We start from the raw sequence: 26243 nt of genomic DNA, 5'->3' as shown, positions 1-26243 counted from the left end.
TCAGGAAGTACGGCGCTGCCGGCATCGACGCTGCCGAGGTGTGCAACCGCGGCGATCGCGAGGGCGATCTTGGTTGGCCACCGCCGGTACACCGTTTTGCTCGCTGGCCGGGCGCCGTCGATCAGCCGGGCCGGCGGACTGTCTTCGTCGGCGGCGCGGCGGGATACCAGCTCAAGCCGATGAAGCCAGCTGTCACCAAAGTCGTACTCGCGCTGCCGAATAGTGCGCCGCCACCTCGCGGTAAGCGTGATTGAGCACCACTTCGCCCTCGCGGGGATGCTTGATGACACCGATCTTCAGGTTGTCCGGCACTATCCACGGCACCGAACCGGCAAAGGCTTCGAACATCGCCACGTGGGCCCGCAACGAGGTGTCCTGCTTCATGTCAGCGCGTGTTCAACGAACGCGTAGCGGCTGAAAGGCAGGCAAGCCACAAACAGGTACACGGTCCTGAGCTTGCCCGTAATCGGATCGGCCAACTGCATCGTGGGGCCCGACCAGTCGACCTCCACCGTCTGCGCCGCTTGTGCCGGACCCGCGATGCCACCCCCGTGACCAGCACATGCCGCTGATGGGTCCTGCAGAACCGGTCATAACCCATCACCGGCTCACCGGCGGCGGCGCGTGAATCGGCGTACTCGCCATGCAGCAGCTTCAGCGTTACGCCGACCCGGGCCATCTCCCTGTGCACCTGGTCCCAGTCCAGCTGCGCGAACACGCCCTGATGCTCACCACGCCCGGGAAACAGCCGGGCATAGACCTCGTCCCCTGAACTGTTGGCGACGTCATCCCACACCACACCGGCCGCGTCGGCAGCCTCCAGCACCGACGTGATGCTCTTCCGCGACATTCCTTGCGATGCAGCGATCGCCCGGCCTAACAAGCCCTCGGTGCGCAGCTGCAACACGAGCTTCGCTCTGATCTTCCGTACCATTGATGAATACTCCTTCCGCCGTGCGCCCTATACACACGACGGAAGGAGCCTAAGCCGGGGTGGCCCCCAAGAACGCCACTACCGGCACCCAAGACCGCTACTGCCCGCTCTGCCCGCCGGCCCCCAAACACACGACCGATGGACCCCAAAAGAGTCGAATATTCATCGCTGAAGGGCCGACGACAGTCCTCCACGTGCCCTAACGCCGCCCTCCACGCAATTTCACACTCTGTGCCGCAGAAGCCTGGCGCCCCAACTTGTCCCAAGAGCAATGGACCATTCGCGCTGCGCGACCGCGTAATGGCACACCTTAAATGACGACGCCCGTCAGCAGTGCCGACGGGCGTCATGGGTGTTGGAAACATCCCATCTTCAGCCTACGCTCGGCCTCCTGCTAACCGTCGCCCTACACCCGGTCCTGCACAACCCCTCATGCACGGTTTGCCGCTCATCGTCCCATGATTTCGAGGACGTCAAGCGCCATCCGGATCAGCGCCAAGGCAAGGCTGCACGCGGCAATCCACAGTTCCGCCACTTGCAGCCTGCTCGCCTTTCCACTGCCTTGTTCGTTCACCTGAGACCACCTGTTCCTTCGATTGGGACGACCATCGTACGGTCGGGGTGCTGACACTTTGAGAAGCCGGCCAAACCCATGCGGATGTTGTGCACAGCATGTCCACCGTCGCCGTCTGACCGGACCAGGGATCTGTTGAGAAATGCCTTCCTCTTATCCACCAGGAAGAACCGGCGTGTCGGAGCTCCCGGGAGTGTCGGCCTAAGCGGTCCCGTCGTTCAGCCCCGTACCTAATCAGCACCTGTTCGCAATCGCCCACGGGAGCGCTCCCCTTCGGGCCGTGTGAGAACCCAGCATGCGCTAAGAACGGGGGCACGATGGCGGCCGCTCGAACAACAAGGGCAGCGGCATGTCAGGACTCCGGCTTGCAAGGAATGTATGTGGACGGCGAAGGACCCCGCAGCGCGAGTCATCGCCGCGGGGTCCTTCTAGGTCGATGCATCCGCGAATGGGGGAACGCGGAGACACTGCATCCACAATATCGTCAGTAGGCTTAGTTTCCAAATTTTGAGCCTACTCCCCCAACCTGCCACCCGGACGCAGTCCCTCAATGTGGTCCCGGTCGACGCTTCTCTCCTGCAGGCGGTCGTACCCGGCCGCGAAGGTCGGCGGGGTAACGCTTGCCATTCCCGCCGCTAGGCGCGCTAATTTCAGGCAGCACGGATTACTCCTACGCCTTAGTTGACGGATCGGTTATCGGCGTTCTGCCACCTGTGATTTTGTGTGTGATCGCGCTTGTGTTTGAGCCGTTGAAACGATGCGCATCCGTGGCAGCATGGAGTCATGACCGCAGTTGCAGGGGCCCGCGGAGGGCTGAAAGCGCATCAGGATTCGATCAGGTTGCCCGAGGCCGAACTGGTCCGCGACCTCAGGGACATCCTGGGTGCGAAACTTGTCGCCTACATCGGCTCGGTCAAGGAAAACCCGCGCGGTCCGCCAGTGGGTCGGTGGCGAACGGAAACCCTCGGCGGAGGTCATGACCCGACTCCGGCACCCCTACCACGTCGCGGCGTTGTTGGCGGAGCGCGAGTCCCGGTCCGTGGTCCAGGCCTGGTTCCAGGGCATGAACCCGCAGCTGGATGATGTCCCGCCGGCCACGCTGCTTCGCGAGGGTCATGTCGACGAGGCCGCACAAACCGTCCTTGCCGCTGCCCGTGCCTTCGCGGCAGCTGGCTGACGGATGGAGCAGAAAGAACTGGCCATCATCCCGGCGGCCGGCACTGTCTGGCGCATCGGGTTCCGCCCCGATCCGTGGGCGTGGAGCGGCTGGGAATGGGCAACCGACGGCCGATTCCCCGGCCGCTGGGATGACTTGCACGGAAATTTCCGAACCGTGTACGCCGGCTCAAGCCTCAGGGCGTGCCTGCTCGAGGTGCTCGCCGGCTTCCGCCGCGATGCCCGGCTGGCCATAGAGCCGGACGAGATCGTCGAGGACGCCGAAGATGCAGTGCTGTACCCGACCCTGGCATCCGGGCAGGTGCCCCGGGAATGGGCTTGACGCACGCGCAGGGACGTCAGCCGAACTTACGCGCGCTTACTGCGCCGCGACGGGCTCCCGGTCCATCGCTGTCCTGCGTCCGTACTTCATCGGCATGGCGCTCAGCCTCGGACTCTGGACCTGGACGCCGCAGCCTTGAAAGACGCCCGGCCACGCCGCCTGACCCAGGCCATCGCCACCTGGATCTACGAGAGAACAGACCTCGACGGGATTACCTTCGCATCCCGCAGTGGCGACGACCTACGCCTCTGGGCAATCTTCGAACGACCAAGCGACCCCCACGTCAGCCCCAAGGCTAACGCTCGCCGGGCCCGAAGAGCTGCATCACGACAGCGATGCCATCAAGGACGCCTTCCACACACTCGGCCTAGCTTGGACGCGCGAATAGACACTCCCCCGCACCTCGTCGTCCTAGGTTGACGAAGGACCGGTTACCGGCGTGGGGTTTGAGCGGAGAGCTGCAAAGAGTGTCCTGCTGACCTCGACAACAGGCCCAGCTCGTATGCTCTTTGGACGGCCATCAGGCGATCGCCGACATCCAGTTTGCGGTAAATGTGTTCCAAGTGTTTGCTCGCTGTCCGGGGCGAGATGCCGAGCCGCCTCGCGAGGCTCTCGGCAGTAAGACCCTTGCTAAGCAGATTCAAGATAGTCATTTCGCGAAGCGTCAACGCCTGCGGAGAGCTCTGCATGGAAGCCTGGGGACTGGTCTTCGCAAGCCCAAAGCCAAGAGCAAGGCCAGTCAGGATTGGTTGCAGCAGTCTGGCTAGGTCAAGTTCTTGCTGAGTGAAGTCATCATCAGGTCGTTGGACAAGGTAGGAGTTAAGGTCGCCACCGCCTACTTTCAACGGTATGGACAACTGCTGCTCGACGCTCCAGGGGCTAGCCAGCTCCTCCCAAGCCTTTTTTATGTTGTAGCTGGCCACAGCGTCGGGAACACGTCCTAAAGACTGCGGTCCGATCTGACCAGAAAACGCGTACCATCGCAACAGCGGCTGTTGCCTATAGTCGTAGTTCCCCGGCGGTTCATCGGGAATGTAATTCGTGGGCCAGCAGGCAAGGATTTTATTCTCCCATCCGCGTCTTACACGGTTCCGCGTGGTGCATGCAGAGTTAAACGTCTGGTTGAGAAGGTTCAGGAGCTGTCCTTCGTATGGTGGGCACGTATGAAGCGGTTCCTGAAGGATGTCCCCCAGGAACTCCAGCCACGTCTTGTACTGCGCGTCTCGGGCCACGCGTGAATTTTAGATCCAGTTATCGCTGGGGGCCACAGCTAATCTTTTGCGGTTATTGTGGGAGAGACGCAGAAGCCTGTCAGCGAAATGCTGACAGGCTTCTGCGGTAGGTGGAGACAAACGCAACAGCACCTTACGCTGGCTGAATGACCTCCGAGCTGACCGAGGAGGTTGAATCATCCAACTAGAATGCGGACGTGTCGGCCAACCTGCCACCCCTGGGCCAGTGAAAACTCGCTCAGTCCGCCTGGCTTTACTACGAACGCCTTCTTCTGCGTGTCGTACGTCGCAACGTGCGTTGCCCTGTCCGAGATACCTACAATATCCGCTCTATTGTCGCCATTCATATCGCCGAGGGCCCTAGGGTTTCTGTCCAGCGTCCATCCTTGGGCAATGCTGAACTGACTCACTGCCTTAAAGGCGGTCGAGAAGGTCCCGTTGCTTTGCCCGTTGGCTACATAGGTCGCCTTGTCGCCAAACCCAACAATGTCGGCCCTTCTGTCCCCGTTCACATCAGCCAAGAATCGGATGTGCTTGTCAACCCGCCAGCCCTGCGCGTAGGAGAAGTCGCCCGGCGACTTCTTTGAGGTGGCGAAGTTGCCATTGGCCTGCCCAAGAGCCACGTAGGCTGCCGTGTTCCCGAACGCGACGATGTCCGTCCTACTGTCTCCGTTCACGTCGGCCAACTGTCGAAGATGTTTGCCGAGCGTCCATCCCTGTGCGATTGAGTACTCATTGAATTTTTTTGCATCGGCGAAAGTTCCGTTGCTCTGGCCAAGGGCAACATAGGTCGCCGTGTTCCCGAATGCGACGATGTCAGACCTCTTGTCGCCGTTGACGTCACCGAGCAGTCGGAGGTGCACTCCGACCCTCCACCCCTGATCGTAGGAGAAATTGGCACCTGGTGATTTCTTGGCGCCAGCGAAGGTTCCGTTTGCCTGCCCCATGGACACATAGGTCGCCGAGTTTCCGAACGCTACGATGTCTGCTCTGCCATCGCCGTTTACGTCGGCCAACAGCCGAACATGCTTGCTCAATGTCCACCCCTGCGCGAGGGAGTACTCATTGAATTTCTTTGGAAGCGAGAAGGTTCCGTCGCTCTGGCCAAGAGCAACATAGGTCGATGCGTTCCCAAATGCGACTGTATCCGCCCTCTTGTCACCGTTGACATCGCCTAGGAGCCGTAGGTGGACACCCACCCTCCAACCTAGGGCATAGGAAAAATTAGCCTCCGGAGACCTTTTTGAAGGGGCGAAAGTTCCGTTGGTCCGGCCGAGGGATACGTAGGTCGCGGCTTCGCCGAATCCGACGATATCCGCTCTCCCGTCCCCATTTACATCGGCACCAAGTGAAGGATCGTCGGCGTTCAGGACTGACGCCGACGCAGGCTGGTTCTGGTCCGGGGATCCTGTGGAACCGGCCACTGCTGGTGTAGCACCCGCAACTGACAGCACTGCGGCTGAGAGGGCTGAAAGTAGGCGTACTGTGGAGCTTATCTTTTTCATTGAAGGTCCTTAGACGGGAAGCCTTTGATTCGAGAAATGCCTGCGCCAAGCGTTCATCAATGTCATATTTGCGTACTGCCGGATTAGGCGACCAGCATTTTAGCATTGAAGTAATTCGAAACGGTTGTGAAGTTGCTAGACTAATTCTTAGTGCGACCTGCGGGGAAAATTGAAGGGCGCGGAAATCTAGTCCGATCCCATTTAAGTGATTTTGCCAGTTGAATAGGGATCGGTTCCCACCCGCTCTTCACGAGCTAATGGACAATGCCGATACGCGGTGAATTTCCGGTTCGCTCTCGCAAGTCAAACCGATGGAGCACATTGATGTAGCGCGGGCTCCTATTGAAAATCTCTGCAGGACCCGTGGGACCTGGTTGCGTAGTCCTGTCCCTGCAAATCCAGAATAGACAAGGGGGCCGCCTTTCACGATAAGCAGTTCTACGTACGTCGCCTTGGACTCATCCTTCGCCAGGATGTTTCCGCTTCTTAATGAGGAACGCACTGGTCATGGAACTCTGCTTTTTTGTGTGGCAGGTGGGCAAGTCCCAGATCCTGTCAATGGTCGGCTAAATAACAACGCGACGCCCGGATCTTGTGGCTGAGATGTGGCACGTACTGCCGGCTGTACGCGCATTAGCGGCTTACATTCCATCGTGGTTCGGAGCTGACATCGCCGAACTGGCGGCGGGCAGCGCTTGAGCTAAGGCTTCCTGCATCTAATACAGGTTTGCACGACTTGGAGATAGGCCAGCCAGCCCATGGTTTCCTAGTCAAGCGACGCTATTGCTGGCTGGCCGCTTAACCCCACGAGGGCTCCGTCGCTCGGATCTCAGCGCCATCGCCCAGCTCACTACGTAGCTGGAGCAGCAGATCGATACCTTGCGCCAGCCATCCGGCATCACCAGGGCCGTCAAGTGGAAGCTCACGGGCGACCAATTGGCACCGTCAGTCCCTGAAACTCTGGAGGCGAGTCGGAATGATCCCACGCGATCTGGCGAATCCAGCCAGGGAGAGCGAAGAGCCCCGCCTGGTGGGTCACATAGCGGGGCTCTTCTCTGGTGGTTCGGTTCCTCTGCTCATGGTCAGCCGAGATGCTGAACCCAACCTATAGACAGCGACCCATCCGGGATTGTCTGCTTGGGCCGCGTCCGGTCCTTTTGGCTGCCCTCCGAAGTGATCCGTCCGAAAAGCCGCATCGCCTCCATACCCGTACAGCCGGGGTCATGCCGTGCACTAGCCAGCTTAAGTGGCGCGCCTAACGCTCGGACCCCCAGCGCACGTGGCATTCTGAGATGGACCAATTGCTACTCAGATCGCCGATCAGAGGCTGGGGACTAGAAAGGCGATCCTGCCATGTGGCTCGACAGCGAGACGGACCGCGACTTCCTCAATTTCGAAGGTGTTGCGGACACCATCGCTGAGGTGATCGTCAGCGCCAGCGGCAGGCCAGTCTCCATCGGTGTTTCAGGCGCCTGGGGTGTTGGCAAATCCTCCATGATCAAACTTACAAAGGCGGCTCTTGTACAGCATCAACCCGAGGAAGGCCACGGGAAGTATCTCTTCGTCGAGTTCAACGCCTGGCTTTATCAGGGCTACGACGACGCCCGAGCCGCTCTTTTGGACGTTATCGCCAACAAGTTGGAGGCAGAAGCGGCCCAACGGCAAACGGGTATGGACAAAGCCCGCGACTTCATAGGCCGGGTCAAATGGTTCAGGCTTGCCAAGCTGCTGGCTGTGCCAGCAGCTTCGTTGGCTCTCGGCATTCCTCCGGTGGGGCTTCCTGGAGAGATCGCAAGTTTGGTCAAAGAAGGAATGGCAGGCCAGCTGGACGGCGAAGATTTAGAGAAGGCCGGCACGCTGGCTGGAAAGATTTCTGCTGCGGGCCAAGCTCTGCTCGACCCCCAGCACGATTCGTCACCTCCAAAGGAGATACAGGCGCTGCGGGACTCTTTCGAAAAGGCTTTGGAGGGCATCGGAGTTACTCTTGTCGTCCTTATCGATGATCTGGATCGATGCATGCCGGGAACAACCATATCCACCCTCGAAGCAATTCGTCTCTTCCTGTTCCTGAAAAACACAGCCTTTGTCATTGCGGCGGACGACACCATGATCAAGCATGCGGTCAGAAGACATTTTGAGGGACTAGACGATGATGAGCTGGTCACCAACTATTTTGACAAACTTGTTCAGATCCCGATTCGGGTGCCCGCGCCGGGGACCCAAGAAGTTCGCGCTTACCTCATGATGCTTTTCATCGATAACAGCGAACTCAGCGACGAACACAAGGATGCATTGAGGACCGCTATCGCCGGTCAACTCCGGGAGACGTGGAAGGGGAAGCGGGTCGACCGCTCTTTTGTTGCCAGTCGCGGCATCGAACTTCCCACCTCACTAGTCGGACGGCTTGAGACCGCTGAGCGCCTCGCGCCATTGATGGCAAGTTCCAACCGGATCGCTGGCAATCCACGCCTCATCAAGCGGTTTCTCAATGCATTGTCGATTCGAATGAGTATTTCAAAAGCGCAAGGAGTCGGCGTCGATGAGGCGGTGCTCACAAAGCTACTTCTCTTCGAACGCCTTGCCACTCCCGCTGCCTACGCGGCGCTCAGCAAAGCTGTCAATACGGATACGGACGGCAAGCCGCGAATGCTGGCGCCCTGGGAAGAGGCGGCCTCCAAGAACGAAGAGTTCTCACTCGAAACTCCATGGGACGACGATTTCGTCCGGGAATGGATCGCCCTCCCTCCAGCCCTGGCTGACCAAGATCTGCGGGGCGCCCTATATGTAGGGCGCGAACAGGCTCCTTTGATTACTGCTGCCGACAGGCTATCTTCCGAAGCAGCGGGGTACCTAAGCGCGTTACTGGAAAGCCCCACCGAAGCAGACGTGCTTGTCGACAGCCTTACTCATATACAACGAGCGGAACTCACGATCATCATGGATCGATTGTTGGTCGAGGCAGGAAGGGCGCAGGAATGGGGGGCGCCTCCCATACTGGATGCCTGCATCACCGTTGTAACTGCTGATCGGAATCAAGGCAACCGGCTTGCAGGATTCCTCATGAACCGCCCTGGTCAGCAGATCCAACCTGGCATCGTGCCGAAAATTGGATCCCAACCCTGGGCTCAGGAAGTGTTTGAACATTGGCTGGGTTCAGCGGAGGTAGAAAATACCGTCAAGAAGGCTATTCGTGGGTACGTCTCAAAGTAGTAACGGGCCGGGTGCCGGCGTGGCTCTGGTCCCGCCGTGGGCGGACGACGTCGACTCTGTAGACGCAGGAGCGCAGGCAGTTCCCCCCGAGGCCGAAGGAGGTGACAGTGAAGAGCAAGCTGACACCAAACTGACGCCCTTGGCGCCTCCAGCCAGATTCCGGGGCGCAAGGCGATCTCTTGGTGAATATGCCCGCAATGGCGACAGCCGCGAACTGCGTCGAGCTTTGGGGCACTATGTCCGGACCGGATATGGGGGTTCCGGGACGATGACCCGACGTCTCGGAGGAACGGCCGCGACTGCGAATCGGCTGGGAGGAGTGCTGCAATCGGGCAAAATGCCCGACGGCACTGAACTTCGCGACACCATAATCGCCAGCGGCAACGACGTCAACGTTGTTCTAGACGCCATTGCGGATGCAGCTAGCCCAATTGACGGGACCCAAGACAAAGAAGCATCTCGCCGAGCAGTACGCGATTCCCTGTCAGAACTGCTCGTAAAGTATCCCGATGCAGATCTGGCAGCGCTCACCGACGTGCAGCGACTGTTCGTTATCGAACGTTACGCAGCATTGGATGTGTACGGGCGATTTTGTCTGGATCTCCAGAAAACGGTCATGGAGAAAGCCGCGGACGCCGCAACCGGGCTCCGCAGGTTGAAGAGCATCCGAGAATTCGTCGTCCAACAAGTCGCCGCTGCTTTCAGGGCCGTCCGTGAACGCGGCTCAGTGACTACCACTAGAAGTATTGCTCGGCTGACCAGTGAAGCGCTGAAAGAGACCTTGGCCGTGTTCGAGGAGTACACAACGTGAAGTACCTGAGTGGTTCGCTGACAGTTTCCGCCCACCCTGGGGAAGCGATCACACCGATCCTCCTTTTCGAAAAGGAATCGTCGGGGCAGGCCCCATCCGCCGGCTGGTCTGCAAGCGACGCTGTCCGGCGCCAACAACTACTGCCCGACCCAGCCGCATGGGACCTTTTGGCTATCGCATTGTCGGTGGTTGTCGCCGATGGCGAGAATAGACGATCCTGTAGCCCGGATGGGTGGACTCGCGAATTCGAAATGGACATCGCCCTCCACGACCCCGACCGTTGGACGTCAATATCCAACGCCTTTGAGTCCGCGTTGAGGTTTCTGACAACTGATCTGTGGACCATGTCGTACCGCCCGGGCGGTGTACTCCCCAATGCCCCCAAACAGCCTCGATACCCAGCCACAGAGGCCGTCGCACTACTTTCCGGAGGTTTGGATTCCCTCGTCGGCGCAATTGACTTGTCGGCACAAGGTCGTACCCTGTTCGCTGTCAGCCAGACAGTCCGTGGTGACGCTGAGAAGCAAGAACGCTTCGCGAAACGCATTGACGGGGTTCTCGAACATTTGCAGGTCAACCACAACGCAAGTACGCCCCGGGGTGACAAGGAAACCTCTCAACGCTCCCGATCGCTGATCTTTCTCGCGTTTGCGGTTCTTGCCGCCACAGCCACGCAGCGTTATCGCGATGGTGAAACGGTACCCGTTTATGTGTGTGAAAACGGATTCATTGCCATCAATCCTCCACTGACCAACGCCCGGATAGGTAGCCTTAGCACTCGCACCGCCCATCCCGAGTTCCTTGGCAGAATCCAGCAAATCCTCGACGCGGCAGGACTCCGAATTCGTATCGAAAACCCTTACGCCGAGAAAACCAAGGGGGAGATGCTTAAGGAATGCCTCGATCAGGTGCTTCTCCTCAGCGAGGCGCCAATTTCCACGAGCTGCGGGAGATTTCAACGATTCAACTACCAGCACTGTGGGCGCTGTGTGCCATGTCAGATTCGGCGATCCGCATTCATCGCCTGGGGTCAAGAGGACGCAACCACTTACGTTTTCGGCAATCTCGGCCTACCTGACGAGGATCATGCGGCCTTTGATGACGTTCGTTCAGTCGCTTTTGCTCGACTTACTGTCCAAGAAGATGGCTTGGACCGCTGGCTAGGTCCAGCCTTGAGCTCGCCGCTAGTCGAGAACAGGCCTGGACTCCGGAAAATGCTCCAACGAGGACTCGACGAATTAGGCGCCCTACACACCAAGTACGGACTGTCGTGATTGATTTTCACTGCCATCTGGACTTGTATCCAGATCCCCACGAAGTAGCCGCAGAGGCTCAACGCCGCAACATTGGCGTTCTTTCTGTGACCACAACACCGTCCGCATGGCAGGGAACATCCAAGCTTGCCGTTGGGCGACCAGCGATCAAGACGGCTATTGGCCTGCATCCACAAATTGCTGTGGAACGAAAGCACGAGATTGGACTATTTGAGCGGTACCTGCCGGAAACCCAGTTTGTCGGTGAGATTGGGCTTGATGGCTCACCGGAATTGCGAGCATCCTGGTCAGATCAAGAGCTTGTTTTTGAACGCCTCCTTCGGGCAAGTAGTGAAGCCGGGGACAAAGTGCTATCGATCCATAGCAGACGCGCAGCTGACCCTGTACTGGACATGCTAGAAAAACATGGGGGACCGAACACGCCAATCCTTCACTGGTTCTCCGGGACTCAGAGCCAGCTCAAACGTGCCGTCGGCCTCGACTGCTGGTTCAGCGTTGGCCCCTCAATGCTGGCAGGAGCAAAAGGCAAGAGCCTAGTGGCAAAAATGCCTAAGAACCGGGTAGTGCTTGAAACAGACGGCCCCTTTACGCAATTTCGTCAGACTAGTAGCAAGCCCTGGGACGTAGCTGAAGCCTGCCGTCTCCTGGCTAGCTTGTGGGAAGAGGAGCACGGAGCGGCTGAACAGCAGATTAGATATAACGAGGGCATCCTGTTGGGGCTGACCCCATAAATTTCTGCATGACCTTCGAGGAACGGCTCCGGCTGGTCCTCGACGAGGCCCGCTCCGGGTTCAACCACACCCAGGTCGAGGGACTGATAGACGACAACGAAACGAAATCTCCACTATCGACGTTCCGTCCGAACCCTCGTTAGATGCGAGAACCCCGCAGCTGTGTGGCTTGCCGGCCTTGTTGGCGACTGCCAAACGATCTGGCGAATCCTGCCAGCGAGTTGGCGAACCATAGCGCGGCTCACTTAACCGGAACCTCGCATGCTGCGTACTGGACCAAACTCCGGCTTGACCGCGGCGTGGGATAATCCTGAACGCAGCTGGAATGGAAGTTTTCGCCAATTCCCTTGGCAACTGTCAACGGCCCTGGGAATTGCCCATGGGCGGCCAGCATTTGTGCCCGCTGGTGGCCAGTAGAACTGCCCAGGGCAATTCCGTGGCCATCTACGGGCAGTTTTTCATGGCCGCTAACAAAACTCTCAGATCCCAAGCTGACACTATCGACTCATACCCGGGCGGGCTATCGGTCATGTGGCAGATCAGTTCCATCCCCTTCGTTCTGCCAAAGCCTGTCTCGTGGCACTCTGCGATGACACGATTTCGAGCGCGGGTTACTGACACATGGCAACGAGACACTTTCTTCAGCGCCAATGCTGGGCGATTAGTGTCTCATCACTCCGTCTTGCAACTCTCTGGTTGCGAGACAGGTCAGGTGGCGGCCGGCGTGACGCTGTCATCGTACTTCGGTGCGCCGCTTACCGATTGGCCTTAGTCGGTGGTCACGGGTGTATCGAGGAACGTGATCACGACGTCGCGCACCAGGTCGGTCCGCGCGAGCCCGAAGAAATGCGTCGTGCCTGGGAACACAGCGAGCTGCGACGCGGGCACTCCCTCGAAGTCGCCGTTCACGTCTCCCCCGCGCAGTTGCAGGAACTTCACCGCGTGGTCGAGCTTGACCATGTCGCAGTCGCCGACCGTTAAGAGCGTCGGGGCGGCGATTCCGCGGATCTCGTCGTCGCTCCACCCGGTCTCGCCCGCGCCGTAGCGTGCGAGCTTGTCGAGCAGGCCCTGCAGGTGCTCGCGGTCGGGATGCGGCGACACGGCAAGGTAGCGTTCCTCCATCGTGGTTCCCGCGATCATGTCCACCGTCATCTCCGCGACCGCCTCGGCGTTGCCGCCACGGTCGCCCTCTGGCCGGAACGACACCGACGAAACGATGAGCTTGCGCACGAGTTCCGGGTGGTGGACCGCTATTTCCAGCGCGACGGCACCACCGACGCTGAACCCGAACACGTCGACGTTGTCGACACCGAGGTGCTCGAGAAGCCCGATGACATCGGATGCCAGGCCGGGGGTGTCCAGCGGCCGATCGGTGTCGTTGGTACGTCCGTGCCCTTGGAAGTCCGTGGCGATCACCCGGCGCCCGGCCGACAGGCTCGGGATCAACGCGCCGAACTGCTGCTCGATGTCGAAGAGCCCGCCGTGCAGGAGCAACAGCGGGGTCCCGCCGTCGCCGTGCAACTCGTAGTACATCCGGAGCCCGTTGACCGGCGCGTATCCTGTTTCGGGCGCTGGCGTCGTCTCGTCAGTCATCCACGAGCCTCCTCTGGCCTCATCGTGTGTGGTGTCTTCAATCCTGACACTGCCCGCGGCGTGCAGGCCAGTAGCAGGCGCGCCCTTTGACGGGGACCTGCAACGGGATACAACCCGCGGGTGACGGCCCTCTCCGGCGGTTGACGCGTGGACACACCGCCGGGCCAGTTCCCGAGCCTCGGGAGGACACCGCCGAAGTCCTGGACTGAGTGAAGTAAGCCGCAGTCGGCGGGCATGAGACTGGCCCTCTGGCCAAGTGCGAAACGACGGTTACCTGACGCCATCCCAGCAGTTCGACGCCTGAGCAGCCGGTGCCGGCGCGACCCGGTTCAGTACCGAGGCAATATTTTTCGCTCCTTTCAGCGTCTCTCGTCACCTTATTGACTGACCTCTCCGATAGACTTCTCACTAACTCGCGACTCGTTATCCGGTTCGAGTCGGGGTGTCCCGACGGTCAGGACCGGGACCACGAATACTCGTGGGCGGACAACTTCTGGGAGGCAGGTATGACTGTCGGGATCTTAATGGAGAAGCCGAGCGCCGCGCGCAACGGCCAGGCAGCCTGGGGTGGCGCCTCGGGCACCTTCAACGGGGAGAAGTTCGTCGTCGCGCACGCGCGGGGCCACCTCTACGAGTTCGCAGCCCCGGACAGGATGGTGGATCTGCCGCTGGCTGAGAGGTACGCGAAGTGGGACCTGGCGAATCTGCCGTGGGACCTCGATGGTTTCTCGTGGGCGCTCGAGCCCATCAGGGACACGGCGTCGGTGCGGGGTGACTTGCGGGCAAAGCTCGCCGGCTGCGACGAGATCGCGATCGCGACGGACAATGATCCGGGCACTTTCGAGGGTGACGCCATCGCCATCCGGGCGATCATCGAGCTCGGGCTCGACAAGCCCGGGGTGAAGTTCTCCAGGTTGTTCTTCACCGATGAATCGCCCAAATCGCTTCAGCATGCGTTCGTGAACCGCACACCGATCGCGTCGCTGGCGGACTACCCGCCGTTCAGGACGGCGTCCTATCGTGCATCGTTCGACTTCGCCTCGATGCAGTTCACCAGACTCGCCTCCGTCCTGGCTCGCCAGTCCGGGCAGGACCTCGTGCTGCGCCAGGGCCGCCTGAAGTCGGCGATGGTCAAACTCGTCGGTGACCAACAGAAGGCGCATATCGACTACGTCAAGCGACCGTTCTGGCAGTCCAGATTCCGCGACGAGAACGGCGTCATGTACACGAACCCCGGGGAACCGCGATTCAGCCAGCAGGACCAGGTGCCGCAGCAGTACAGTCCGTCCCCTGTCGCGCTGGACACCAAGACGGACAAGCGCACCGCTCCCCCAAAGCTGCTTGACCTGGCAGCCCTGTCCTCGATGCTCGTCGGAAAAGGCGTGAAGGCAAAGCTCACGCTGGCGACGTACCAGAAGATGTATGAGGACCAGGTCGTGTCCTATCCGCGCACCGGGGACAAGACCATCACGCCCGGGCAGTTCGATGAGCACGCGCCGCTTGTCGACAGGATTGCTGCCGTCGCCGGCGTCGACACGGCGCTGCTGACGCACCGCAAGCCCCGGCCCACCCATGTGAAGCCGGACGGCGCACACGGTGCGAACCGTCCGGGCCCGAAGGTTCCGGCCTCGCTGGACGACATAGAGCAGCGCTACGGCAAGGTCGGGCGGCTCATCTACGGCATCCTCGCCAGGAACTACCTGGCCATGCTCGCCGGCGACTATCTCTATGAGCAGCAGAAGGGGCACGTGGCCAGGTACCCGGACTTCGTCGGGATCGCCAACGTGCCGCAGAGCCAGGGCTGGAAGGCAGTGTTCGATCCGGAGGCCGGCGACGACGCGGCAGAGGACAACGACGGAGCGAACAGCAAGGGCCTGGGCTCGAACGCGGAGCCTTTTGTCTTCGAAGGTGCCAACAAGCGGCCCGAGCATCCGTCGATGAAATGGCTGATGAAGCAACTGGAGAAGCGCGACGTCGGCACGGGTGCGACGCGCACCTCGACGTACGCAGAGGTCACGAGCACCACGGCGAAGTACCCGCTGCTGTCCGAACAGGGCCGGAAGCTCACTCTGGCCCAGGCCGGAGAGATGAGCTGGCGCCTGCTGCCCGGCACGCACATCGGCGCCCTCAGCCTCACCGAGAAGGTCCACCAGGACATGCGCGACATCGCCGGCGGGAAGACCACCGGCGAGGCGTGCCTGCGGGTTGTCGCTGACTGGGTCCGCGAGGACATCGCCACCATGCAGAAGAACGCAGCGGCCATGCGCTCCGACCTCGGGCTTAAGGAAACCCAGGTGTCAGCACACGCCGAGGGCATCTGGCTGCAGGCCCCGGGCGGGCCGAAGAAGATCGCATTCAGGAGGATCTGGTCCGGCCACGAATTCAGCGGGGATGAGGTCGTGCGGCTGCTGGCCGGCGAGACGATCTCATTCCAGGCCACCAGCAAGGCAGGCAAGCCCTATACGGCGACTGGCGCTCTTGGCATCGGCGATTTCAAGGGCCGGAAGTTCGTCGGGTTCCAGCCAGAGGTCCCGGACAAGCCTGGCAAGTGGTCAGGCCGCATCTTTACTCCGGAGGAGATCGACACCCTGCTCGCCGGGCACACTCTTGAGATCGCCGACTTCGTGAGCGCACGGTCAGGCAAGCGCTTTGGATGCAAGGTCAGCTGGGACGCGAAGGCGAAGAAGATCAGGCCCGACTTCGGCTCGGGCGACGAGCCGCCGCTCTCGTGGTGCCAGGTGAAGTTTACCCGGCAGCAACGGGCTGACCTGGCCGCGGGCAAGACGATTCAGGGATCGGGTTTCGTTTCGGCCCGCGGAAAGTCGTTCGATGCACGAATTTGCTGGCGGGATGAGGGTGGCAAAAAGAAGATCATCCCTTCGTTTGCCTGATCACTGACCCTATCGCGCGACTGCACTGATGCCGGGTCGGCGGATATTCACCGGTCCGGCGTTTTGTCGCATTGATCCGCTTATTCAATAAGCGACTCACAGTTCTTTCGTTATCGACTTGACAAGTCTCTCACGATAGGCTGTCTTCTGGGACTCTCATGTAAGAGGGCATTCGAGAGACGGGTCGATTATCAGCAGGCACAGGGGGAAATTTCATGGCGAAAATGTCGTTCAAGGTGCCGAGCTCGATTAGCCGAAGTTTCCTCGACCACGAGATCAGCCTGAGCAAGGGCGGATGGGCGGCGAAGCCGTCTCCCCTCAAGCAGCTTTTGTTCTTCGGCGGAGGCGGGCTCGCCGTCCTGTGGGCGTCGACGTCCACGTTCATCTCCAGCTCGGGGCCCGTGTTCATCACGTTATTCGTCATCTGGGGCCTGTTGGCGGTCATCTACTTCGGCGGCCTGATGAAGACCAAGGAGCTGCGGATCAGGAAGGTGCCCGCGTTCCTGGCATATCTGCCCAGGAGCGCGCGCCATGTCTTAACCCGGCGAAGTTCCAATCCCTCGGACTTCCATTCGATCGTAGGCATCAATGACATCGAAGAGGACGGCCGGATCCAATACTCCGACGGCAGCCAGGGACAGGTCATCCTAATCGTCGGCTCGGCAAGCTACCTGCTTTTCGATGAGGACCGGATCAGCATTCTGGACAGGGTGGACGCCTTCTGGCGGAAGGTCGATACGAACTGCGAGTGGTCTTTCATCACCACGAAGGAACCGCAGAGGGTCTATCACCAGGTGGCCAACCTCGAGGCCCGCAACCAGGCGCTGGAGGTCCGCGATCCTGACCTGATCGAGCTGCAGAACGAGCAGTACGACATCCTCACCCGGCATGTGGGCGGAAAGTTCACTTCCATCCACCAGTATCTGCTGCTCAAGGGCACCAGTGCCGACGCCCTGCGCCGGGGACATCTGGTCCTCCAGGCAGAGGTCGAGGGGTCCACCCACATGATCAGGGAAGCCACGATGCTCGACCGCGACGAAACCCTGCCGATGCTGCGGGTCTTCTACCAGGGCATCGACCACGGGTTGGTGACGCCCAGGGCGTCACTGGGCTGACGGCCCTGCTCCCCCACAAAAACGACACTGCGGGCAACGAACGAAGGACACCATGAAGCTGATGACGAAGGTCCGGGGACAGCTCGGCATTCCCGGTAAGAAGCCGGCCGGGACGGTTCCGGCCGCCAACGTGCGTGCAGACGGCACCGCTCGGGAAGGCATCGCCCTTCGGGGCCCCGCGGAGACGGCAAGCGCTGCGACGGGCACCGAAGCGGCAGAACCCAATAAGAACTGGTGGAAGCGCCGTCAGGAGTTCAGGCAGCTCGCCGGCTCATTCGACTCCTACCCCCACCTGCTCGCGCTCAAGCCGAAAGAGCGGTATCTCTTCCGCTCCGACTACTTCGAGGTCGACGGGTCGTTTGGCTGCGTGCTGGCGTACTTCCACGATGATGCGGCCCACGACAATTTCGCTGCGTTCTGGGGTATCGACCGGATCCCGGACGGCCTGGACGAACGGGTCACAGCCGTGGTCCTTGAACAGGTCAAGCGGATGGACGACAAGTGGATCGATTCCTTCACGAAGCAGTCGGAGAGGCTCGACAGGCTTGACGCGGCTGAGCAGGACGAATCGGGGACGACGGGCTCCAGGCGCAAGGCCGCGAAGATCTCCAGTGACCTGGAGGTCACCATCGGCGAGATCCAGGACGGGGCGAGCTACCTCTCGGTGCACACCAGGCTCTTCCTCAAGGCACCGGACCTGGGGACCCTGGACGATTCGATCGACCGCGTGACGCGCCTGTACATCGACCGCTTCGGCACACTCAAGGCCGCGCCGTATCCCGGCGAACAGCGCCAGGAGCTTTCGGGGCTGTTCAAGCCGAACGCCAGGAAACGGGGCAAGGGCTTCCACTTCACCTCAACCGAGCTTGCCGGCTCGTATTCGCTGGTCACCAACGGTCTCAACGACAAGGGCGGCGAGTACGTCGGCTACATGGTGGGCGATGTGAACAACAGTGCGGTGCTGATGGACGTCAACGCCTACAGCCACCACGTCGTCGTGGCCGATGCGACGGTCAGCGATTACCTGGACCGCCAGCGGATCTCGAACATGTGGTGCTCGAAGATCAGCCAATCGGCCCTGCTGAGTAACAGCCGGGTTGTCCACCTCGTCCTCGACGGTGCGGACTTGGACAGGCTCGGCCCGAAATTCGAGCGACTCACCTCGCGCGTGGACCTGAACCGGGGCGATGTGAACATGTTCGAGATGTTCGGGGAGCAGGATGACGAGCTGACCATCTTTTCGGCCCAGATGGAGAAGCTCAAGCTCATGTTCGAGCAGCTCTATGGGACCTCCGATGGTGCCATCGGCTCGATTATCCGCAGCGCGCTCGAAGACACGGCGACGGATTTCTACGTCGATCAGGGCATGTGGCGGCACAACGCCAAAGAGCACCGAAACAGACTGCGCGTGGTGAACATTCCGCACGCCCAGGTTCCGCGGCTGCAGATGTTCGTCTCGTACATCGCCACCGCCCACAAGGCGCTGCTGAACTCCGGGAAGACGGACCCGGACCAGCTGCGCGCCTACAACGTGCTCAAGGGCATCGCAAACACGATGCTCAGCACCAACGGCGACCTTTTCAACAACCACACGGTGAACGCAGTCGACGGCGTCCGGGACTCCCGCCGGGTGGTTTACGACTTTTCGCGGCTGATGCGCCGCGGCAAGGGTGTGGCCATGGCCCAGCTGGTCAACATCGTGGGCTTCGCCGTCGGCAGGCTCGGCGCCGGGGACACGGTGATCATCCACGGAGCAGAACACATTGATGAGCGGGTGAAGAAGTACATCATGGACCAGTTCGGGCGCCTGCACGAGCGCGGCGGCCGTGTGGTGTACAGCTACAACGACGTCGACAGAATGCTCATGGACTCAAACTTCAATGCCTTCGACGCCGCGGACTACACGCTCTTCGGTCCGATGCGCGACAAGACGGTGGCAGAGTACCAGAAGCAGCTGCACCAGCGAATCCCGCCGGACCTGGCCCGGCTCATCACGAAGAAGGGCGGGAACCTGGCCTACCTGCGCCGGGATGTATCCAATGTGGTGTTCCATCTTGACCTCGCGCTGGGGATCAACCCCTACCGTGAGGCCCAGCGCAGGCAGGTCCGACTTGAGGCAGCCAGGCCGAAGAGGCGGCACGGATGGCTTTGATCATGAAGGACAAGCCGGTGGCGGGCGCGAACCTGACCAGCATCCGCAAGGTTGATGAGAGTCAACAGGGTGCCGCAGCCGGACGACACCGGGACGGCGGAAAAAGGGAACTTGAGCAGCCGGCTGCTGTGCTGACGAGACAGGCACAGAAGGCGGGTTCCCGACGGACGGTAAAAGCAGTGAGCAGCGCGGACGGGCCGGAGACGGGGAGCAAAGGGAACAGGTTGAATCGGACGACGACGGCGGCAAGTGTACGTGATTGGGGTGAGGCCCGTCGTAGCAGGCTTACGCGCCTGCTGGTCCTTGCACTGATGGCTGCGCTGCTGATGCCGATGTTCATGACGGTGTCCTCGTCGTCGGCGCGCGCCGCGGAGGAGGATGAGCGGGACAACTATAGTCTCTACAAGCTCGCCTCGAGCGCGAGCACGTACTTTGGAGACAAGAACTCACCGGCCGCAGACGGCGGAATGACGGCGGAATGGCGGGCGGTCACGAGTAGCCCCTCTTCAGGTGGTTCAATGCTTGGCTATGCGGACCCCGAATTCAGCGTGGGCGACGTTGTGGGCTGGTTCTTCGCCGAGGTCTCAGGTTCCTCGCAGACGGTCATGTATACAACTTTCGACAACGCCGGCGGTGGTGACGAAGCAGCGGGCACCTACGCGGGCATGCTTGACTACGCCCACTTCGGCGCAACCAACCAGGACCTGGGTCTGGACACGATGTCATCGGGCATCGGCGGTCAGATCGTGAGTGTTCTGGGCGGGTCGGTCATCTGGATCCTCTATGCCCTGGCGCTGGCCGTCAGCAGCCTGTTTTACTTCATCATTCAGCTGCTGAAGCTCATGAACCCGTTCGTATGGTTTTACCAGGCTGTAGCCGACAGCGGCGAAAACGGTGCGTCGATGGCCGACGGCATGACCGGGTTCGACTCCGGTGGCGGAGTGCTTGCCGGTCTCCAGCACTGGATCGCAGGATGGTACGGACTGCTCCAGGACATTTCGTGGCAGGCACTCGTGCCCTTGTTCATCGGTTTCCTGCTCATCAGTCTGGTGCTTTTCAAGAAAATGGATCGTGGCTCGGCGATCAAGAAGCTCGTCGTCCGAGTCGTTTTCATCGGCGTCGGTCTGCCACTGATCGGCAGCATGTATACCGGCGTGCTGGACAAGTTCGACGACTCGATGCTGGGCTCGAACGCAGGCCCTACGAGAGTGGTGCTGAGCACCTACGTCGACTTCCACTCGTGGATGATGAATGACCGGCTCGGAATCCCTGACGCTGCCTCGATTTCCTGGGACGGCGAGCAGGCAGGTTCGAATTCGATGCTGTCGGTCCGGACCACGGCACTGGCGATCAACTCGCAGTCCCACGGGTCGGCTTTCAACGGCATCAATATCGGTACGAAGACCAGTGACGCCGAGAGTGCCTGGCGGGCTGGAACCGTTACGGCCAACGGTGGGGCTGCTGACGATGTGCGAGCTGTGTTTGCGACGTTCGGAATCATCAACGACTACATTGGCAGCCGGGAGGTCGCGGCGTCCGACTTCGAGTCGGGCATCAAGACCTCGATCACCAAGCTGGACATCGACCCTGACAACAAGAAAGAGTGGTTTGTCAACGATTCCGGAAAAGGCTATGACGATCCCCAGAAGTTCGGTGAAGAGGCAGGGCCTGCTCCGCTTGAGCATCCTGTGATTTCTGTCCAGGACGGGCTGACTTCGAGTAACTCCGGTGGGAACACGACGTTTACAACTATCGGGGCGAAGTCCGGCTGCGGCTTTATGATCGTCGAGAATGGCACCGAGAACCCTGCTTCGTGCAACTTGTCTCCCTTGGCGGCCTTCAACTACCTCGATACCGGATTCGAACCGGACTCTCTGACGATGTTTTCGTCGAGAAATGCCACTTCCGGCTTTACCCGCGAGAACCACATGGCCGTCAGCCAGGTGGGTACGGGCCCAGCGAAGTTCATGTACTGGCACAACGCGGCCACAATCCTGGGCAGCATCGCATTGCTTGGCCTGTGGTACGCCATCGGCATGCTTGTCGGGGCCGTCCGGCGGACCTTCAGCCTCGTGGCCGCGGTACCCTTCGCGACCCTGGGCGCGGTGCAGGCGATCGCCAAGGTGCTCGTCTACACGACGGCGCTGATCCTTGAGGTTATCGTCACGCTGTTCATCTACCAGTTCGTTTCCGAGTTTTTGATCTCGATTCCGGACATCATGTCCGGACCCATGTCGAACCTCATGACGTCGAACGGCCTGTTTGCCAATGTCTCGCTTGGCGGGATTGTCGTGGTGATCCTCACGCTGATCTCCTCGCTGGTCATCACTGGTGTCACGATTGGCCTGCTGAAGGTGCGCAAGGTAGTCCTGCAGGCCATGGATGAAGTCTTCACCAAGCTCGTGGACAAGTTCCTGGACACGAACACGGCTCCACGGCCGGACACGGGCGGCGGCATGATGCCTGCTCTGGCCAGTGGTCTCGGTGCCGGGGCAGGTATGGCTGCTGGCCAGAGGCTTGCTTCCGGTTTCGACAGCAGGGCCGGTGGGCTGACCCCGCCGAAGACCGGTGGCAAGCTATCGTCCTCGACGGTGCCGACGAACGCCGGTGGCACCAACGGTGAGATGAAGCCGCTTCCAGCAGGAAACCAGATGCTCGCGCTCGGTCCCGGAGGGCCGGATGAAGCTGATGGTTTCGGCGGCCCCGCGGGTGGTATGGGTGGCGGTAGTGGCGGTGGTCCTGTCAGGTCTCTGCCCGGCGGAAGCGGTCCAGCCGGTGCGCTGGGGGCATCCGGCGATAGTCCTGACGACAAGGGCGGTCCACTGCAACTGGCTGGTGGATCGGCGGGCAGCTCCCGCTTGGACAAACAGACGGCGCAGAAACTCAGCAGCCAGGGCGGTCTGTCAAACCTTGGGTACAGCCGTGGAGCTAACGGCGCCAGCGGCGACCCGATCGTCATGAAGCGCGGCGCAAACGGTGTGTTTCAGCCTGTCTCTTCCGGATCTGTTGCACGCTCCGGATCCCAGGACCCGGATCAGCGTCAGGTCGGTTCCGACCGCCCCGTTCGGCCTGGAGGTGGCCCCAAGACGATCGTCGGCCAGTCGGCTCCGACGCTATTCGGTGCTGGTTCACGGGTTGGGCAGGGAACGGACGGACAGGTCGCCCCGCAGCACTTCAGCGGCAGAGCTGTGTCCCTTCCGGGTCAGCCGGTAGCCTCTGGTACGCCCGGCGGTCAAAATGCAGCGAGCAAGCGATCAAGCCGCTCCGGACAGGGGCAGCCGGTTCAGGCCCAGCACCCATCCCAGCTTCCATCGGCACAGACGAAGGTTCCGGTACAGCGTTCCCAGAGTACAGCGACGGCGGCTGCGGCTCCTGTTCAGGGGCAGGCAGTAACGCAACCCCGGGCTTCAGCCCATCATCCCCAGGCACAAACTGCTGCTCCGGCTCCGAGCAATGCGCCGATGCCGTCCCGACAGGGTATTCAGCGCGCTGCGAGGGAAACGTATTCGACAACTCCGGCACCGCGCCCACAAGGCCGTCCGCATACGAGACCGGTCAGTGCACCCGCGCAGTTGAAGGCGCGGGGTCCGGGCAACCAGGCTGCTCCGCGGCCGCGCCGCGTTGCAGACCCGGCTCCTTCAGACACGGAGAATCCAAATTCTCCAACCCCACGGCTGGGCGAAGCGCCTTTCAGGGGCTAGGCGCAATATCCGTCGATCATCGCCTTGCCCTGAGCACTGTCGACAGGTACCAGCGAAATAGGGTCGGCGTTGGCAGCAAAAGTGTAGTCGAGCGAAATTAGATCGGGCGCAACCGAGATCGAGCCGGTACCAGACTCGTCGCCAGTGCGCAGAGCTCCGTTGACGTCGTTCCAAAGAACTGAAGTCTGGTTGTTGTTGATGGTTCCCGTTGAGATGACTCGGAATGCGTTATCGGATGCCCCAGCGGAGATTGTTCCCTCGGTGTCATCCAGAATACCGTTGGTGACCTGGCAGGCTGCCTCGTCAGTCCGGCTCAGGACATCGATGTATGTGATCTTGTCGCCATCGATCACAACGATGTCGCCGCTTTCGTCTTCGGTGGCGATCCATCTGCCAGTGATGCTGGCGGCGCTGGTTTCAGCGCTGCTGTTCCCGTTGGCGCTGGTTCCTCCGCCGCAGCCGGTAAGCATGAGGACGAGCCCGGCCAGGGCCGCGGCGGTCGCGGCGACCCTGTGCCGCCTCGCACGTGCGGTCTTGGTGGTGTTCATGGTGCACGTCCTTTTCAATTGACGGTGATGGATGTTGCGTGGGGTAATGCTGGAAATTCAAGGTCCCCTCGGATGCATGTCCGCGCGGTGCTGCCTGTCTGCTGCGAGGGAAGCTTTTCCTGATGCCGGCGATATGCAGCGACTGAACGACGGACCTTTTCCGAGCAGGCTTCAACCCGCCGCGCAAAAGCTTGCCAGGCTTGTCCGGCGGCGAACCAGAACCCAGCGCTGATCAGGATCAGGATGGTGGCCAGCATCTAGGAGCTCATCATCACAACTGCGCCGATACCAGGTAGAAGGATGACGATATTGATTGCAATTCCGGCAACGGGAAGTCCCGGGCGTTCTTTGACATGCGCGCGCTGGTTTCGAGCTTGCCCCGCACAGACGGAGGACCCGTCCCGACGCAGTAGAGACTGCCGTCCAGGTCACGGTGCGCGATCCATGGATCGTTCATGAACGCCACCCCCAGCGTTTCGTCCCGACTTATGTCCAGGTGTTTTCCCGACTGAGTGTCCAGCGTCTCGGCTCCACAGTTCAACACCGCATCCCCGAGTCCCGGATCCCAGCCAAGCCCGGGAGCCGAAGCTGGACCCTTGAGGACCACCTGGACGACTCCCAGACATCGAACACACCGTCAATCCAACTCCAGTATTACAGGCCGCTGTACCAGCTGTACCAGCCCCGGCAGGCGTGTCATCACAGTGGATCTCAGTGGGCAATTCGGCCGTAACGCGATTTCAGGCCTCCCCGCGCAAGGCTTCCAGCTGCTGCTCGGCCGTTGCCAGCGCAAGATCGGCCTGGTGGAGCGCGTACTCACCGTCACGGATCCGGGACTGCAGGACCTGCACCGGCGGAGCGTCTGCTTCCTGCAGTGCGAGCTCACCCAACTCCCGGATTTCCTCATAGGCTCCCTGCAGCTGCTCCTCGTAGTGCATCGAGAGCACACGGAGCCGGCTCACCTTGTCCTGCCACCAGCCGATCCGGGACCGGGGGTCAAGCGCCGTGCGGCCTTCAGCCCAGGCACGCAGCTCCAAGGGCTCGACGTCGGCAGGCAGGCCGCTTGCAAGCGGCCCCTCGGGCGCGGGCATGTCGATGGGTATGTGGGTCAGCAGCACGGCCGGTGAGGTGCCAAGTGCATAAGAGATGGCCACCAGGTCATCGACGGTGACAGGGCGCTCCCGGTTCTCCACCGCTGCGATGGCGTCGGAAGACAGCGTGTATCCCAGCATCGAGAGCACGTAGGACAGCTCGTCGCAGCTCAGCTCACGCAGCTGCCGGTAGTGCGTGATCGCATCAGATACAGCCAGAGTGGTGGGTAGGTTCGACGGCATGCACTGATCGTAGACGGCTTCGAAAGATCCCCTCGAGAAAAGTGCGGATACGGCATAGGAACTGTGTCGAACTGCGGATTCGGCATTGGTTCACGGTGAGACTCAACCCTGGAGTCGGGGATGAACTGGGGCAAGTCGCCAGGTGCACTGGACCGTGCCAGACCGATAGGGGGTGGCGAATACCGGTAACTGGGGCGCGGCGCCGGCCGGCGACAGGTCCCCGAGCACGGGCGCCCGCAGCACGACTTCGATGTCGAGGTCAGGCACTGAGCCCAGGGGCGCTCACGGAACTCCCTGTTCACCGGCCACAGGTCAGCTCAGGCAAAGTGTTTCTCGGCCGAGCTGCGGCCGGAAATCCAGGTCTGCGAGGAGACCCGGGTGTACATGGCCATGTTCGACGCCGCAGACCGCCAGGCCAGCGGCGAGCCGGTGCCCGAGGAGATCCAGCGGCTGCTCGGTAACCTGATCGCCTCCGCAACATCGTCCGGCGAGGGGCAGGACATCTACGAGGCAGCCGGGATGCCGAAGCCATCGCTGGACGACCTGACGCCGGAGTTCATCGCCAAGACCCTAAAGCGCGGAATCCGCAGCTGGCGATCGAAGCACTCCGCAAGCTCATCGCCGACGAGTCGGCGTGGCGACGTGCAACAACATCCTCCGGCAGCGGGCGTTCTCCGAACGCATTACCGAGCTGATGAGGAAGTACACCAACCAGCAGCTGACGTCGGTTGAGGTTATTGCTGCTTAGCTGGTAGAGCTGCCCCGTGAGGTGGCCGCCGAAGGAAACCGCGGAGCGCACTTCACTCCCCCGCTCAACTCAGACGAGCTGGCTTTTTACGATGCCGTGGCCTTGAATGAGTCCGCGGTGGAGGCCCAGGGCGAAGGGATACTCGCTGACATCGCCCGCGAACTCGTCTCCGTGATGCGCCGGGACATCCGGACAGACTGGACAGTGCACGATGATGTCAGGGCGAAGCTCCGCTCCTCCATCAAGCGCCTCCTGGTCCGGTTCGGGTACCCGCCGGACCAGCAGCCCGAGGCGATCAAGCTGGTCATGGAGCAAATGGAGTCGATGGCGCCCCGGTTCGCGGAGGCGCGGTTGTAAGGAAACGGGTAAAACCATCTCCTGTTCCCCGGACG

General features: G+C 61.0%; 17 protein-coding genes and 2 pseudogenes. 12 read left to right on the top strand and 7 right to left on the bottom strand.

From position 1 onward, the window contains the following. Positions 1–210: 210 nt before the first annotated feature. Positions 211–934: pseudogene (locus ACFRAU_RS12785) on the bottom strand (IS21 family transposase); the annotation flags it as partial. Between the two features lie 1550 nt (positions 935–2484). Between ACFRAU_RS12785 and ACFRAU_RS12780 the strand changes: the two are divergent. Then, positions 2485–2685: a hypothetical protein gene (locus ACFRAU_RS12780; protein WP_378000200.1), complete on the top strand. Its 201-nt coding sequence runs from the start codon at positions 2485–2487 to the stop codon at positions 2683–2685. Positions 2686–2688: 3 nt separating this feature from the next. Then, complete coding sequence (locus ACFRAU_RS12775; protein ID WP_378000199.1) at positions 2689–3006, top strand: RES domain-containing protein; 318 nt, start codon at positions 2689–2691, stop codon at positions 3004–3006. A 431-nt stretch (positions 3007–3437) separates the two neighbouring features. Here ACFRAU_RS12775 and ACFRAU_RS12770 read toward each other — a convergent pair whose 3' ends face one another. Together ACFRAU_RS12770 and ACFRAU_RS12765 are read right to left on the bottom strand one after the other, a co-directional pair. Further along, entirely contained in the window at positions 3438–3695 is a 258-nt protein-coding gene (locus ACFRAU_RS12770; RefSeq protein ID WP_378000205.1) for a response regulator transcription factor, read from the bottom strand. 719 nt (positions 3696–4414) lie between these two features. Continuing rightward, the gene (locus tag ACFRAU_RS12765) at positions 4415–5743 is read right to left on the bottom strand and encodes an FG-GAP repeat domain-containing protein (protein ID WP_378000198.1); all 1329 of its coding nucleotides are present in this window, start codon (positions 5741–5743) and stop codon (positions 4415–4417) included. A gap of 1353 nt (positions 5744–7096) precedes the next feature. On the opposite strand from ACFRAU_RS12765, the gene ACFRAU_RS12760 reads away from it, so the two are divergent. The 5 genes from ACFRAU_RS12760 to ACFRAU_RS12740 are packed head-to-tail and all read left to right on the top strand — an operon-like array spanning position 7097 to position 11912. After that, positions 7097–8953, top strand: a complete 1857-nt coding sequence (locus ACFRAU_RS12760) for a P-loop NTPase fold protein (RefSeq protein ID WP_378000197.1) — start codon at positions 7097–7099, stop codon at positions 8951–8953. Further along, a complete protein-coding gene (gene qatB, locus ACFRAU_RS12755; protein ID WP_378000196.1) occupies positions 8934–9764 on the top strand; it encodes a Qat anti-phage system associated protein QatB in 831 nt (276 codons plus the stop codon). The genes ACFRAU_RS12760 and qatB overlap by 20 nt, the downstream gene beginning before the upstream one ends. After that, positions 9761–11038, top strand: coding sequence for a Qat anti-phage system QueC-like protein QatC (gene qatC / locus ACFRAU_RS12750; protein ID WP_378000195.1), 1278 nt, complete (start codon positions 9761–9763; stop codon positions 11036–11038). Before qatB ends, qatC begins: the two co-directional genes overlap by 4 nt. Next, on the top strand, positions 11035–11769 hold the full coding sequence (gene qatD, locus ACFRAU_RS12745; RefSeq protein WP_378000194.1) for a Qat anti-phage system TatD family nuclease QatD: 735 nt from the start codon (positions 11035–11037) through the stop codon (positions 11767–11769). The genes qatC and qatD overlap by 4 nt, the downstream gene beginning before the upstream one ends. Positions 11770–11777: 8 nt before the next feature. Continuing rightward, positions 11778–11912 carry a hypothetical protein gene (locus tag ACFRAU_RS12740; protein ID WP_378000193.1) on the top strand — a complete coding sequence of 45 codons (135 nt, stop codon included), beginning with the start codon at positions 11778–11780 and terminating at the stop codon, positions 11910–11912. A 625-nt stretch (positions 11913–12537) separates the two neighbouring features. On the opposite strand, the gene ACFRAU_RS12735 is transcribed toward ACFRAU_RS12740, so the two are convergent. Beyond that, positions 12538–13362 (bottom strand): alpha/beta fold hydrolase, encoded by an 825-nt coding sequence (locus ACFRAU_RS12735; RefSeq protein ID WP_378000192.1) that lies wholly within the window; start codon positions 13360–13362, stop codon positions 12538–12540. A gap of 506 nt (positions 13363–13868) precedes the next feature. Between ACFRAU_RS12735 and ACFRAU_RS12730 the strand changes: the two genes are divergently transcribed. The 4 genes from ACFRAU_RS12730 to ACFRAU_RS12715 all read left to right on the top strand — a co-directional run bounded on the left by ACFRAU_RS12730 (position 13869) and on the right by ACFRAU_RS12715 (position 23221). Then, positions 13869–16253: a DNA topoisomerase gene (locus ACFRAU_RS12730; RefSeq protein WP_378000191.1), complete on the top strand. Its 2385-nt coding sequence runs from the start codon at positions 13869–13871 to the stop codon at positions 16251–16253. 215 nt (positions 16254–16468) lie between these two features. Then, a complete protein-coding gene (locus ACFRAU_RS12725; protein WP_378000190.1) occupies positions 16469–17368 on the top strand; it encodes a hypothetical protein in 900 nt (299 codons plus the stop codon). A 52-nt stretch (positions 17369–17420) separates the two neighbouring features. Next, complete coding sequence (locus tag ACFRAU_RS12720) at positions 17421–19520, top strand: hypothetical protein (RefSeq protein WP_378000189.1); 2100 nt, start codon at positions 17421–17423, stop codon at positions 19518–19520. Beyond that, positions 19511–23221, top strand: coding sequence for a hypothetical protein (locus ACFRAU_RS12715; protein WP_378000188.1), 3711 nt, complete (start codon positions 19511–19513; stop codon positions 23219–23221). Before ACFRAU_RS12720 ends, ACFRAU_RS12715 begins: the two co-directional genes overlap by 10 nt. Here the strand turns inward: ACFRAU_RS12715 and ACFRAU_RS12710 are convergent. The 3 genes from ACFRAU_RS12710 to ACFRAU_RS12700 form a co-directional block, all read right to left on the bottom strand. After that, complete coding sequence (locus ACFRAU_RS12710; RefSeq protein WP_378000187.1) at positions 23218–23769, bottom strand: hypothetical protein; 552 nt, start codon at positions 23767–23769, stop codon at positions 23218–23220. The two genes, ACFRAU_RS12715 and ACFRAU_RS12710, sit on opposite strands and share 4 nt — an antisense overlap. A 14-nt stretch (positions 23770–23783) precedes the next feature. Then, positions 23784–24026, bottom strand: a complete 243-nt coding sequence (locus tag ACFRAU_RS12705) for a hypothetical protein (RefSeq protein WP_378000186.1) — start codon at positions 24024–24026, stop codon at positions 23784–23786. Between the two features lie 483 nt (positions 24027–24509). Beyond that, positions 24510–25103, bottom strand: coding sequence for a hypothetical protein (locus tag ACFRAU_RS12700; protein ID WP_378000185.1), 594 nt, complete (start codon positions 25101–25103; stop codon positions 24510–24512). A gap of 342 nt (positions 25104–25445) precedes the next feature. On the opposite strand from ACFRAU_RS12700, the pseudogene ACFRAU_RS12695 reads away from it, so the two are divergent. After that, positions 25446–26208: pseudogene (locus ACFRAU_RS12695) on the top strand (DUF3387 domain-containing protein); the annotation flags it as partial. Between the last annotated feature and the right edge of the window lie 35 nt (positions 26209–26243).

This window comes from Arthrobacter sp. NPDC056691 (genome assembly GCF_042791415.1).
GTDB lineage: Bacteria > Actinomycetota > Actinomycetes > Actinomycetales > Micrococcaceae > Arthrobacter.
The sequence above is the reverse complement of the archived record's forward strand: the minus strand, read 5'-3'. Positions and strand labels throughout refer to the sequence as shown.

What these genes read in the sequence shown, in the direction of transcription:
- ACFRAU_RS12760 (WP_378000197.1), top strand. Translation starts at nt 7,097, where the DNA reads ATGTGGCTCGACAGCGAGACGGACCGCGACTTCCTCAATTTCGAAGGT.
- ACFRAU_RS12765 (WP_378000198.1), bottom strand. Translation starts at nt 5,743, where the DNA reads ATGAAAAAGATAAGCTCCACAGTACGCCTACTTTCAGCCCTCTCAGCC.
- ACFRAU_RS12780 (WP_378000200.1), top strand. Translation starts at nt 2,485, where the DNA reads ATGACCCGACTCCGGCACCCCTACCACGTCGCGGCGTTGTTGGCGGAG.
- ACFRAU_RS12770 (WP_378000205.1), bottom strand. Translation starts at nt 3,695, where the DNA reads ATGCAGAGCTCTCCGCAGGCGTTGACGCTTCGCGAAATGACTATCTTG.
- ACFRAU_RS12735 (WP_378000192.1), bottom strand. Translation starts at nt 13,362, where the DNA reads ATGACTGACGAGACGACGCCAGCGCCCGAAACAGGATACGCGCCGGTC.
- ACFRAU_RS12740 (WP_378000193.1), top strand. Translation starts at nt 11,778, where the DNA reads ATGACCTTCGAGGAACGGCTCCGGCTGGTCCTCGACGAGGCCCGCTCC.
- ACFRAU_RS12715 (WP_378000188.1), top strand. Translation starts at nt 19,511, where the DNA reads ATGGCTTTGATCATGAAGGACAAGCCGGTGGCGGGCGCGAACCTGACC.
- ACFRAU_RS12700 (WP_378000185.1), bottom strand. Translation starts at nt 25,103, where the DNA reads ATGCCGTCGAACCTACCCACCACTCTGGCTGTATCTGATGCGATCACG.
- ACFRAU_RS12710 (WP_378000187.1), bottom strand. Translation starts at nt 23,769, where the DNA reads ATGAACACCACCAAGACCGCACGTGCGAGGCGGCACAGGGTCGCCGCG.
- ACFRAU_RS12775 (WP_378000199.1), top strand. Translation starts at nt 2,689, where the DNA reads ATGGAGCAGAAAGAACTGGCCATCATCCCGGCGGCCGGCACTGTCTGG.
- ACFRAU_RS12730 (WP_378000191.1), top strand. Translation starts at nt 13,869, where the DNA reads ATGACTGTCGGGATCTTAATGGAGAAGCCGAGCGCCGCGCGCAACGGC.
- ACFRAU_RS12705 (WP_378000186.1), bottom strand. Translation starts at nt 24,026, where the DNA reads ATGCTGGCCACCATCCTGATCCTGATCAGCGCTGGGTTCTGGTTCGCC.
- ACFRAU_RS12725 (WP_378000190.1), top strand. Translation starts at nt 16,469, where the DNA reads ATGGCGAAAATGTCGTTCAAGGTGCCGAGCTCGATTAGCCGAAGTTTC.
- ACFRAU_RS12720 (WP_378000189.1), top strand. Translation starts at nt 17,421, where the DNA reads ATGAAGCTGATGACGAAGGTCCGGGGACAGCTCGGCATTCCCGGTAAG.